The sequence below is a fragment of the Rossellomorea sp. NS-SX7 genome (genome assembly GCF_052828565.1).
Window position 1 is genome coordinate 770,903 of record NZ_CM128249.1, and the last position, 12,394, is coordinate 783,296.

General features: G+C 47.1%; 12 protein-coding genes. 4 read left to right on the plus strand and 8 right to left on the minus strand.

Features of this window, described 5'->3' with window-relative positions; genetic code table 11:
• Positions 1-37 precede the first annotated feature (37 nt).
• Complete coding sequence (locus ACUXV2_RS03700) at positions 38-712, minus strand: NAD(P)H-dependent oxidoreductase (protein WP_446245720.1); 675 nt, start codon at positions 710-712, stop codon at positions 38-40.
• A 158-nt stretch (positions 713-870) separates the two neighbouring features.
• On the opposite strand from ACUXV2_RS03700, the gene ACUXV2_RS03705 reads away from it, so the two are divergent.
• On the plus strand, positions 871-1,161 hold the full coding sequence (locus tag ACUXV2_RS03705; RefSeq protein ID WP_446245721.1) for a hypothetical protein: 291 nt from the start codon (positions 871-873) through the stop codon (positions 1,159-1,161).
• Between the two features lie 51 nt (positions 1,162-1,212).
• Positions 1,213-1,821, plus strand: a complete 609-nt coding sequence (locus ACUXV2_RS03710; RefSeq protein WP_446245722.1) for a methyltransferase — start codon at positions 1,213-1,215, stop codon at positions 1,819-1,821.
• Between the two features lie 66 nt (positions 1,822-1,887).
• Here the strand turns inward: ACUXV2_RS03710 and ACUXV2_RS03715 are convergent, their stop codons facing one another.
• Positions 1,888-2,463 (minus strand): biotin transporter BioY, encoded by a 576-nt coding sequence (locus tag ACUXV2_RS03715; protein WP_446245723.1) that lies wholly within the window; start codon positions 2,461-2,463, stop codon positions 1,888-1,890.
• Between the two features lie 94 nt (positions 2,464-2,557).
• Between ACUXV2_RS03715 and bioD the strand changes: the two genes are divergently transcribed.
• Both bioD and bioA read left to right on the plus strand, forming a co-directional pair.
• On the plus strand, positions 2,558-3,283 hold the full coding sequence (bioD, locus tag ACUXV2_RS03720; RefSeq protein ID WP_446245724.1) for a dethiobiotin synthase: 726 nt from the start codon (positions 2,558-2,560) through the stop codon (positions 3,281-3,283).
• Positions 3,261-4,628: an adenosylmethionine--8-amino-7-oxononanoate transaminase gene (gene bioA / locus ACUXV2_RS03725; RefSeq protein ID WP_446245725.1), complete on the plus strand. Its 1,368-nt coding sequence runs from the start codon at positions 3,261-3,263 to the stop codon at positions 4,626-4,628. Before bioD ends, bioA begins: the two co-directional genes overlap by 23 nt.
• A gap of 363 nt (positions 4,629-4,991) precedes the next feature.
• On the opposite strand, the gene ACUXV2_RS03730 is transcribed toward bioA, so the two are convergent.
• The 6 genes from ACUXV2_RS03730 to ACUXV2_RS03755 all read right to left on the minus strand — a co-directional run bounded on the left by ACUXV2_RS03730 (position 4,992) and on the right by ACUXV2_RS03755 (position 12,155).
• Positions 4,992-6,317, minus strand: a complete 1,326-nt coding sequence (locus ACUXV2_RS03730) for a (Fe-S)-binding protein (protein ID WP_446245726.1) — start codon at positions 6,315-6,317, stop codon at positions 4,992-4,994.
• Entirely contained in the window at positions 6,314-7,726 is a 1,413-nt protein-coding gene (gene glcD / locus ACUXV2_RS03735) for a glycolate oxidase subunit GlcD (protein WP_446245727.1), read from the minus strand. The genes ACUXV2_RS03730 and glcD overlap by 4 nt, the downstream gene beginning before the upstream one ends.
• Before the next feature lie 92 nt (positions 7,727-7,818).
• A complete protein-coding gene (murQ, locus tag ACUXV2_RS03740; RefSeq protein ID WP_446245728.1) occupies positions 7,819-8,727 on the minus strand; it encodes an N-acetylmuramic acid 6-phosphate etherase in 909 nt (302 codons plus the stop codon).
• Complete coding sequence (locus ACUXV2_RS03745) at positions 8,724-9,794, minus strand: DUF871 domain-containing protein (protein WP_446245729.1); 1,071 nt, start codon at positions 9,792-9,794, stop codon at positions 8,724-8,726. Before ACUXV2_RS03745 ends, murQ begins: the two co-directional genes overlap by 4 nt.
• Positions 9,795-9,871: 77 nt before the next feature.
• Positions 9,872-11,251 (minus strand): PTS transporter subunit EIIC, encoded by a 1,380-nt coding sequence (locus ACUXV2_RS03750; RefSeq protein ID WP_446245730.1) that lies wholly within the window; start codon positions 11,249-11,251, stop codon positions 9,872-9,874.
• Between the two features lie 175 nt (positions 11,252-11,426).
• Entirely contained in the window at positions 11,427-12,155 is a 729-nt protein-coding gene (locus tag ACUXV2_RS03755) for a GntR family transcriptional regulator (RefSeq protein ID WP_446246996.1), read from the minus strand.
• Positions 12,156-12,394 lie beyond the last annotated feature (239 nt).

The following is a 12,394-nucleotide window of genomic DNA, read 5'->3' on the forward strand; positions in this document are numbered from 1 at the left end:
GGAATCCAGGCCTCTAGCCGGATTCCTTTTTTAGGAATTATATAAACTTCACAACATCATCAAACGGTCTGCGCGTCTTCGGAGCCGGATCATTTACCCGATATCCGAACGCACACATGACTGAAATGCTGAAATGACCGTCATCAAGCAAGCTTTCTTCAGCTAACAGATCATTCATTTTATTGATGTCAAACCCTTCGATCGGACAGGAGTCCACTCCGATCTGAGCGGCTGCCGTCATCATGTTTCCAAGAGCTAAATACGTCTGTTTACCTGCCCAATCAAATAATGGACGCTCCCCATCAAGAAGATCAAAGTCCACTTTTTGGAACTGTTCGATTTTCTCGAGGTATTTACTCATATGATCTTCCGGCATGTTTTTGACGTTTTTGAAATGATCGAGTAGATAGGCTGAATCATATCGCGTATCCAGTTTCGTACGTGCCAGAATGATGACAAAATGACTTGCCTCAGGCAGTTTGCCGTAAGCTCCCCATGCCGTGTTCTTTATTTTTTCTCGTAGGCCCGGATCCTTGATCACAAGGAATCTCCATGGCTCGAAGCCGAAGGAACTCGGAGACAAGCGCCCCGTTTCCATGATGAATCGGAAATCATCGTCCGTCACTTTTTTATTCGGATCAAATTGCTTTGTGGCATGCCTGGAATGATAGGCATCCAGGATTTCCTGCTTGAGTGCTTCTTTATCCCGCATGTAAACATTCGCTCCTTATTTGAAATAAAATCATTGACTCTTTAAAAATATCATAAGTTATCTGAGGATTCACATCATTTGATCGGGTGAATGGCTCTCGCCTGAAACCATTTCCTGTTTGTTTCGTATATAAGGTAATGGAAGGTGGGATGTTCATCATGGAATTCATCTTGGTCATCCTGATCGGTGTCGTACTGCTCTTTTTATTCAATTGGCTCATGGGCTATCGGAAAGGGCATATCCAAATCGATTTTGATGAACGGTATTTCAAGGAGAAAGAATATATTGAAGCCATCAGGGCGGAGCTTGAAAAACAAGGGAAAGATGTTCACTATCAAGGTAACCGCCGTTTTATCATAAATGGTAAACCATATCTGTTCATCGAGCGGAACATCAACATGGGCGGAGTCCCCATGCAAAGGACCATCCTTCAACCAATCAAGAAGTAAAGGTTCGTCCCTCGATGCTTTAAAGGGATGAAGGAAGGCAGGGAGATTTACATGAAAGAACATTATTTTGATGAGCTGCTGAATATAAAGACGGGGAAGGATCAAATGGGGATGCCGAGGTCGATTCATTATCACCGCTACGAACCGACTCCATACGGGGCCCTTCAGGACTTGTTTCAGGTGTACGAGTTAAAGAAGAGTGACCGTGTCGTGGATTTCGGGTGCGGGAAAGGACGCCTCAATTTCTTTATTCATTATTTATTCGGGTCCATTGTCATCGGAATTGAGATGAACCAAAAATTCTATCAGGAAGCGCTCGAGAACCGGGAGAATTATTTGAAAAAGAAGAAGGGCAAAAGGAGCGCAATCGAATTCCATTGCTGCCTCGCTGAGGAGTATGAAATCCATCCCGGCGACAATGTCTTCTATTTCTTTAATCCGTTTTCTGTACAGATTTTCATGAAAATCATCAATAACATTTTATATTCACTGGAATACTCTCCCCGCGACATCGAAATCGTCTTGTACTACAGCTCGGATGATTACGTGCATTATCTTGAAAACCATCCGCTGTTTGAATTGAAGAAGGAAATCAATCTTTCGGGGCAGTATGAGCATAATGTGTACGAGCGGTTTATGGTTTATGGGCTGGTTTATTGACTCAGCAGCTGATTTAGAGAGAATCAGCTGCTGAGTTTTTTTATTGTTTTCTCCACCCTATTCTGTTTATTTAGAAGCGTACTGTGGCTTCACGGAAGGGACGGCTTTATACAATCGCTGTAAGATCACCATTGAAACTGCCGTGACTCCAAGGTCCAGAGGCAGATAGGCCGCCATCCATCCCCAGGCGACTGTATAGCTGAAACCGCTCGGAGCTTCGGCCCAGAATGAAAGTGCGGCATACATGAAGTTCGTACCGATTATGTAATTCAACAACAAAGCAAGGATCCCCGCGCCAACAAATCCAGCGTACGTACGCTTTCGTTCCAGCACCATTCCTACAGCAAAAGCGACAGCGATGAAAGAAACTACAAAACCGAATGTGGGGCTCAATAAACTTGAAGGTCCTCCTTTGAACTGTGCAAAGACCGGAGCCCCGACCAGTCCGAGAACCAAGTAGACCGTCATTGCCTTAGCGCCTGTCCTGCTGCCGAGCATCCCTCCTGCCAGAATGGCAAACATCAATTGAAGCGTGACGGGGACACCGCCGATCATCAAAAACGGCGAAACATTCGCCCCGACAGCCATCAACGCGGCAAAAAGACCGCATAAGACAATTTCCTTTGTTTTACTCATGTCCATTTCATCCTTTCAAAAAGTGTGGTATGATACCTATTATCAAATATGTTAACTTAAAAGTAAATATAGTTAACATAAATAAAAAGGGGGAGAAGTGGTGAGTGGTTTTTTCATAACAGGAACTGACACGGAGATTGGCAAGACGATGATAACTGCCGTGTTAACCCGCTATTTTCTTGACAAGGGCGTCGACGTTTTTCCTTACAAACCTGTACAAAGCGGGGCAGAGTGGGATGGAGACAGACTGGTAGCACCAGATACCGTTTTTTATGAAAGGTTCGCGAACCGGCGATTTGGAGACGAAACCAATACATATCTGCTGAAAACACCAAGCTCTCCTCATTTGGCTGCGGCGATGGAAGGGGAGAAGATTGAGACTCAGCCTATAATCGATCAAACTCAGAAACTAATAAACTCTCATGAACTTATTTTTGTAGAAGGGGCAGGCGGATTAATCGTCCCTTTAAATGAGGAAGAAACGATGATCGACCTGATCGATCGACTGTCACTGCCTGTCATTCTTGTAGCAAGGGCGGGGCTTGGAACAATCAATCACACGGTTCTGTCGGTGATGGCGTTGAAACAGAGAAAGATTAAGATTGCAGGGATCATCCTTAATCGTGTAACACCCCATGAAATGCCTGAGATCGAAGAAGACAATAGAATAATGCTGGAGAAATTAACAGGCATTCCGATTGTGGGTTCCTTCCCATACATAAACGTAGATGAAATAGAAGAACTGAATGTAGAACAGATTCTGGATAAATGGAACATCAATGTTTTAGAGGAGGCAATGCAGCATGAATCAAGAAAAGCTTATTGAAAAAAGCAGTCAATATCTATGGCTGCCATTTACACAAATGAAAGATTATGATGCAGATCCATTAGTAATCGAAAGCGGAGAAGGAGTATACCTCCGTGATATTTACGGAAACGAGTACCTCGACGGTTATTCTTCACTATGGCTGAACGTACATGGACATAAAAATGAAGAAATCAATCAAGCCATCAAAGATCAGCTGGATAAAATCGCCCACTCCACCTTGCTTGGCGCGTCCAATATCCCATCGATCCTGTTGGCAGAAAAACTGATCGACCTTGCTCCTGAAAAATTGAAACGGGTATTCTATTCAGACAGCGGAGCGACTTCGGTCGAAATCGCGATCAAAATGGCCTATCAATATTGGCAGAACATCGGGAGACCGGAAAAACAGAAATTCATCACGCTTAAAAATGCCTACCATGGCGATACTGTCGGAGCGATCAGTGTGGGGAAAGTTGATATCTTCCACCGCGTCTATAAATCTCTCATGTTCCATTCCCTGGTTGCCCCGTTTCCCGATGTCTATCACCATCCTGAACTGGATGATGCGGATGAAATCCGTGATCAGTGCCTTCAAGAGCTGGAGTCGATCTTGGAAGAACATCATCATGAAATTGCCGGGATGACCGTTGAATCCCTCATCCAGGGAGCCGGCGGAATGAACATTATGCCAAAGGGCTATTTCAAAGGGGTAGAGCAGCTGTGCAAAAAATACAATGTCCTTCTGATCGTCGACGAAGTGGCGACCGGGTTTGGCAGGACAGGTAAAATGTTCGCGGTCGAGCATGAAGGTGTTCAGCCGGATATCATGACGATTGCCAAAGGGATCACAGGCGGATACCTCCCGATCGCAGCGACACTGACAACGGAAGAAATCTATGAAGCCTTTTACGATGACTATACGTCTTTAAAAACATTCTTCCACGGCCATTCCTACACAGGAAACCAGCTTGGCTGTGCGGCAGCCCTGGCCAACCTTGAAATTTATGAAAGGGACAATCTGGTCGGGAAGACTCAGGAGAAGACGGAAGTGATAGAAAATCTGCTCGAACCGTTAAAGAATCATCCCCACGTCGGGAGCATACGCCAGCTTGGGATGATCTGCGGAATCGAATTGGTATTGGACAAAGAAACGAAAAAGTCTTTTCTTTGGGAAGATAGGGTTGGATACCACACCACGCTCAAAATGAGGGAACTCGGCATGCTCACTCGTCCAATCGGGGACACAATCGTATTCATGCCTCCGCTTGCAGCGAGTGAAGAGGAGCTTGCGCAGATGGTGGAAATCATGAGTGAAGCGATTGAAATCACTACGAAGAAATACGCCGGGGAAAAAGCGGTCTGATTCTTTGGTGCGGGCAGGATTCGTTATTTTAGTGAGGGAAGTGTACCAGGTACAAAGTGAGTGCGGTGGTGTACCTGGTACAATTGGCTGGATTTGTGCCAGGCACAGAACGTTGGATTTGAGCCAGGAACAGAACCCCGAAATGGTGCCAGGCACAGAACCCCGGAATTGAGCCAGGCACAAAACCCCGAAATGGTGCCAGGCACAGAACCCTGAATTTGTGCCAGGCACAAAACCCCGAAATTGTGCCAGGCACAGAACCCTGAAATTGAGCCAGGCACAAAACCCCGAATTGTGCCTGGCACCATTAATCCGGCACACCCCTCAACATAAAAAAGACCACCCAACAAGGGCGGTCCACTATCATTCCTCAACAGCCTCCAGCAAATAGTCCACAATATGAACCGCCCGAATTCTTTCAGACAGTCCTTCTCTCTCGATTCCAAGCTTCATTTGCAGCAGGCATCCCGGGTTTGCCGTGACAATCGTCACCGCACGGGTGGCCACCGCGTGTTCCATCTTGTGATCGAGTATCTTCATGGACATTTCCGATTCGACGATATTGTAGATGCCGGCCGATCCACAGCAGTGGTCGGCTTGTTTCATTTCCGTATATTCTGCACCTTCAACGGATTGAAGGAGAAGGCGCGGCTCAACAAAGGTGCGCTGAACGTTCCGCAGATGACATGAATCCTGGTACGTAATTCTTTCCGCACCCGTCCGCAGCTTCACCTTTTTATGAAACTCAAGCTCTACTAAAATAGAGGAAATATCTTTGATTTTATGTTTGAACTGCACTGCCCGTTCTTTCCACTCCGGGTCGTCCTTCAGCAGATGGTCATAATCGACTAGAAATGCACCGCATCCGCCGGCATTGGTGATGATATAATCGGCACCAGCCTCTTCAAATGCTTCTATATTCCTTTTCGCCAATTCTTTGGCGGTGTCTTTTTCCCCGCTGTGGCCATGCAGGGCGCCGCAGCAAGTCTGCTGATCAGGGATCACGATGTCGCAGCCGGCCAGCTGCAGAAGCTTCGTCGTGGCGTTGTTGGTTTCCATAAACATCGTATCCATCAGGCAACCGGAGAAGAAAGCGACCTTTTTCTTCACTTCACCGATGGAGGATAGGGAAGTAGGGCGTTTCTTCATGTCTTTTAATCTGGGAACCTTTGGCAGCACCCTTTCCATCACGGCCATGCTTTCCGGGAACAGTTTCATGACGCCAGTGGCATGGGCGGCCTTCTGCATCCCTGAGCGCTGATAGATTCCGAGTAGATGAGTGACCATTCTCATTCTCCCAGGGTGGGGGAATAATCCTTCGAAGACGGTCTTCCTCAGTACGCGAACGGGAAGGGAATGCTTTTTATTCTGATTGATGATATCCCGTGCCTCTTCCAATAGATGTCCATAGTTTACGCCAGAAGGGCATACGGGCTCACATGCCCTGCATCCAAGGCAAAGATCAAGCGTCCTTTCCACATCTTCATCCGGTTCGATCACCCCGTCCACAACTGCCTTCATCAAAGCGATCCGGCCGCGCGGGGAGTGGGATTCCTTGAAGCCCGATTCGATATAGGTGGGGCATGAGGGCAGGCAGAATCCGCATCTCATACAATTCAAAAGCTCGTCCTGATCCATGCGGTCCTTGAACTCCTGCTGTATCTGTTTTCTTTCCTTGGTTGTCGTCATCGTGAAATCACCACGCGTTTTCTAGATTCTTTGGCAAATACTTTATTTGGATTCATGATATTATTCGGGTCGAACGACTGCTTGATCATTTTCATCGCGAGGATCCCCTCGGGTCCCAGCTTCCACTCAAGGTATGGTGCTTTCATCATCCCGACCCCATGTTCGCCAGTGATCGTGCCGCCGAGTTCGATGGCGTGGGCGAAGATTTCTTCAAACGCGGCTTCGACACGTTCCATTTCATCATGGTCCCTGGCATCCGTTGCGACGGTAGGGTGGAGGTTACCATCGCCGGCATGGCCGAACGTACAGATTTTCAAGTCGTGGCGATCTGCGATTTCATTGATCGCTTTGACCATTTTGGCAATTTCAGAACGGGGAACCGTCGCGTCTTCCAGGATGGTTGTCGGCTTCAGGCGTGCCAGCGCTGACAGGGCGGAACGGCGGGCGGTGCGAAGAGCTTCTGCTTCCACTTCTGTTGCTGCCAATTGGACGGATATCGCCTCGTTCTCCAGACAAATTTCTTCCATCCGCTTCATATCACGTGCCACCACTTCGGGAGATCCGTCCTGTTCGATCAGGAGAACTGCCTTTACGTCGGTAGGCAGTCCGATTTTCGCAAAGTCCTCGACGACTTCTAATGTCGGCTGGTCCAAAAACTCGAGAGTGGCAGGGATGATCCGGTTCGAAATGATGCTTGAAACGCTTTGCGCAGCCGCTTCGATATCCTGATAAAGGGCAAGCATGGTCTGTTTTGTTTCAGGCATGGGGACGAGCTTCAATGTTGCTTCCGTAATGACACACAGTGTCCCTTCAGAGCCGACGAACAAGCGGGTCAGGTCATAACCAGCGACGTCTTTTGCGAGTTTTCCTCCTGTCCGCACAATGTCACCATTAGGAAGTACGGCTTCCAATGCTAGGACATAATCCCGGGTGACACCATACTTCAATCCTCTTAACCCGCCGGAATTTTCATTGATGTTGCCGCCGATCGTTGATATTTTCATAGAGCTCGGGTCAGGAGGGTAAAACAGCCCTTTCGCTTCGACCTCATGGATCAGATCGAGCGTCACGACCCCCGGCTGAACAGTGACGGTCAAGTTCTCTTCATCGACCTCCATAATCCGGTTCATTTCTGTGAAAAGCAGGACCAGTCCGCCTTCCGTCGGGCAGGTGCCTGCGCATAGATTGGTGCCGGATCCCCTTGGGACGATGGGGACACGGTGCTCATTGCATAGTTTCACAATTTCGGAGACTTCCCCGGTGCTGCGCGGGACAATGACGGCATCGGGCATCGATTGGAAATTAGGCGTTGCATCATAGGAATAGACGAGTCTCTCAGCAGAGCTGTCGCGATAATTCTCTTCACCGACCAGATCAATGAATTGTTTTTTTAATGAGGATGAAATCATGGTTATACCGCCTTTACATAAGAATGATGTCTGTGTTGATGAAAGAAAGGACGACCCTTAAAAAATAAGAGGTCCGTCCCTTCTGATCTGGATTATTTGGAGGAATGAAAAGCTGACACTGCATCCCGCAAGTGTCCGGAATGCTTTTCGAGCAGCTGGATCACGTCATTCCCTTTCAGGCCGGTCATGATTTGCAGGATGGCCGCTTTCGTATTGTTGTTTTGTTCGGCAAGCGCAGTACTTGCTTCTTCGTCTGATGCGCCGGTGGCTGTCTTGACGATGTTTTCTGCCCGTTTGCGAAGTTTTTCATTCGTCATTTGTACATCGACCATGAGGTTGCCGTATACTTTTCCGATTTTGATCATGGAAGCAGTGGTCAGCATGTTCAGTACAAGCTTCTGTGCAGTGCCTGCCTTCATCCGGGTGGAACCGGTCACCACTTCAGGACCGACAATCGGTGCAATCGTATAGGCAGAGATTTTCTCCATTTCAGAGTCTTTGCTGCATACAACGGATACAGATGCAGCACCGATTTCGTTCGCATATTGCAGGGCTCCGATCGTATAAGGGGTCCTTCCGCTTGCCGCGATCCCGACTACGACATCTTTTTCAGTCAGTCCGATATCGACTAAATCCTGTCTGCCTTGTTCATTGTCATCTTCTGCACCTTCAATGGCTTCTGTCGTTGCTTCTTTACCGCCGGCAATGATTCCGATCACCATCTCGGGGTCCGTCCCGTATGTAGGCGGGCATTCAGAGGCATCGAGAATGCCGAGGCGTCCTGACGTTCCTGCACCAGTATAGATTAACCGGCCGCCTTCTTTGAAGGCTTGTACGATCCGATCGACCACTGAACTGATTGATGGGATTTCCTTTGCAATCGCATTCGGTACGAGGAGGTCTTCCTGATTGATGATCGAGATGATTTCTTCTGTTTCCATCAGATCAATGTTTAGTGTTTTGAGGTTCTGCTGCTCTGTATTTAGTTTCGTTAGATTCATTTCTTATCCCTCACTAGTAATTGGAATTTTCCTCCCGCTTTTATCTCATGGATGAGAGGGAGGTCTTCGTTTACGACTTTCGCGATGACATTGACCTTATCATCTTTCGGTAATTCTTTTTTGACAATCTGCATTTCACCGGAGTATCTCCCGTATAACTCGTTATCGACGGTGACCATTCCCACGCTGCGCCGGACTTGATTGGAGGGTTCGATGGTCTTACCGATCCCCGCATACGAACGGGATTCCACAGACCGGATGACATCTCGTGCGGGATCCATCCGATTGGTATGAATTCCGGTCAGGAGCCCTGAGTGATCAGCACCCGTAAGCAGTTCAATCCTTAAAGGAATGACGCCTTCATCGATCATGCTTAGTTTCTTCAGTGTTTCCTCCGTAGCAGAAGGATCGCCGATTAGAATTTTATCGGTGTACCCTGAGTGCTTCAATTGTGCTGCTGCAAGGGAAGGGGACACATTGCGATGCAGTTCAAGTGTCGGCAGTCCTGCAAAAATCGGACCGCGAAATATGTCATCTCCCGGCACAAAGGCCATTGTAGTGATCCCTTTCGATTTAAGCATGGTATTTCGTTGGATTAAAAAATCGAGATCCAGCCCTGTTTCAGGACGCGGGTAAAAATTATGCCAGGCTTCGACGTTTTCCACATTTAATCCTTTTTCAATCAGGCTGTCAAGCTCCGATTCGGAAACGGTACTGGCATTGATCCCTGTCTTCATCAGCTTCGAAAGTTTCACGATTTCGTCTGGGGTAAAGCCATAGTCCACCCTGATTCCTGCCAGTCCCCAATCGAGTAGATGGGGAAGCGTTCCCCAATCAAGTCCCAGGTGTCCCAGTGACGTAGGCGATACATCGGCCAACAGCTCCATATTATGCGTCTTCGCCAGACTCCCAAGTTCTTGAAGCAGGTGTTTATAGGTGTCTGGATCATCTTCAGGAATATGAAGGGAAGTGAAGATGGACCGAAATCCATACGCGGAGGTTTTCCTGATCCATTCCGCATTCTTTTCCCTGTGTTCTTCTTTTAGATAGATTGATATACCGAGCATGGTGAATTCTCACTCCTTACATGAAAAAACGTAAAGAAGGAGGAAGATCCTCCTTCTTTACTATTATATGAATCTACTTAAATATCCTTTGCCATTTCTTCCTTGAAGCCGAACATCCAAGTGAAGATGAAGCCGAATACATAGGCGATCAATACGCCGGCAAGATACAGAAGGATCTGACCGTCATCCATAAGGAAAGCAAGCGGGATACCGGATACACCGATTGCGATGGTTGCCGTTTTAAAGACTGCCTGGAAAGCTCCTCCGACGGCTGCACCCAGACATGCTGTGATGAACGGGCGACCAAGCGGAAGCGTTACACCGAAAATAAGCGGTTCGCCGATTCCAAGGATTCCAACAGGAAGTCCGCCCTTAATGACTTTTCTCAATCTTTGATTCTTCGTTTTGAAGTAAATCGCAAATGCAGCACCCACTTGACCTGCACCACCCATGGCAAGGATCGGAAGCAGCGGGTCATTACCGATTGTGTTGATCAGTTCCATATGCACTGGTGTAAGGCCTTGATGAAGCCCCGTAACAACCAGCGGAAGGAATGTCCCGGCAAGGATCAGTCCTGCAAAGAAACCGCCCATATCAATCAGGCCAAGTAAACCTTCAGTGATTAAATCTGAAATGAATCCTCCGACAGGCTGCAGGACGACCAGCGTCGCAAACCCTGTAATCAACAAGGACAGCGTCGGGGTAATGATGATATCCAAGGCAGAAGGCACCACTTTACGGATTCTCTTCTCAAGGAAAGCGATGAATACGGCAGCCAGCATAACGCCGATCAGACCGCCTCGCCCAGGGACGAGATCTTCACCGAATAATGTGATGTTGGCAAGACCAGGATTGATGATCAGGATACCTGCCGCCCCGCCGAGAGCAGGGGAGCCGCCAAATTCCTTCGCGGTATTGATACCGACGAACACTCCCAAGTAACCGAACAGACCCCATCCAATCAAGTTAAGGATTTCGATCAATGTCGATTCCGGGTTTACACCAGAACGAATGATGACGTTTGTGATTCCTGCGATCAATCCGGAGGCAACGATTGCCGGGATAAGTGGAATGAAGATACTGGCAATTTTTCTTAAAAATAATTTGAATGGAGTGGCATTCTTTTTCTTCAGGTCTGCTTTCGTCCGGTCGGCAAGTCCTTCAAAAGAAAAGTCCTCGACATCATCCTCGTCCACAGATGAAACAGATTTTCCGGTTAAGGCAGAAACTTCAGAAGCAACTTTCGTCACAATACCAGGTCCAAGGATGATCTGGATGGTTTCTGCTTCGACGACTCCTAATACCCCGTCTATTTTTTTGATGCCTGCTAAATCAACCTTGCTCTCATCGACCGGTTTGACACGAAGGCGCGTCATGCACGATTCCAGCGCGCCGATATTACTCGGACCGCCGAGAAGCTCGGTTATTTCTTTGGCCAATCTTTCTTCCTTCCGCATAAAATTCTCCCCTTTTTAATAAAAATGTGATAACAATTAATGAATTCGCTTACAGAGTATCATATCAACTATTAGTATAGATGTCTATACCATTTTAACTAAGAAAAGAACTCTAATGTTAGAATGGTAGAATAAAAAAAACTCACCCTGGGATCATCGTCCCATGGGTGAGTTTTTATCTTAACCGTTCAATATTCATTTTGTATTTATATTTGTCGCCGCGATATGTTGATTTCACCAGTTCAAAAGGTGCGCCATCATCCAGGAATGTCTCCCGCTGGATAAATAAAACAGGTTCTCCGATTTCTAGTTTCAAATGCTTGGCATCGTCTTCCGAGGCAGCGGCAGCCTCTATTGATTGGGAAGCATGGCCGAGCTTCAATCCGATTTCTTCCTCAACGTATCGATAGAGTGAGTGGGCCAGTATTTCCTGGCTGAGTCCCGGGATCAGCTTCACGGGAATGTAGGATGTTTCGATGGCCATTGGTTCTCCGCTCGCTAGACGGATCCGTTTGATTTTATAAACAAGGTCATCTTCCCCCAAGGAGAAATGATGAATCAATTCTTCTGTTGCGCTGGAAAGTTCGAAGTGGATGAGCTTGTTGCCAGGGACAAGACCGCGCCTTCTCATATCCTCACTGAATGATGTCAGTCCATGGAGGGACTGTTCAAACTTATTGTGAGAAACGTATGTACCGCTCCCTTTTTTCCGGTAGAGAAGGTTTTTGTTCACGAGGTTGGTTATCGCTTGGCGAACGGTCATGCGGCTGATGGTAAAGGATTCTGCAAGCTCTCTTTCAGAAGGGAGCACGTCCCCCGGTTTTAGCTCACCAGAATCGATCATTCCTTTTATATGTTCTTCTATTTGGTAATACAGAGGTAATGGAGACTTTTTATTGACCAATTTCATTGTCACCGTCCTGAAAAATGTAGTTGAATCACGTATGGAAGTTACAGAGTTGTTCGTAATCACAAACATCTTACCATTCAAAACTATATGATGTCTATACCAGTGTGGAGTGGGCTGTTAATTTTCTTAAGAATAATAAGAGGTTATTACGGATGAATAATAATTGGTATAGACAACTATAGCGTTAAGGTGGTAAAGTCACAGTAGAACATGTTTAAGCGGAAGGGGAGAAA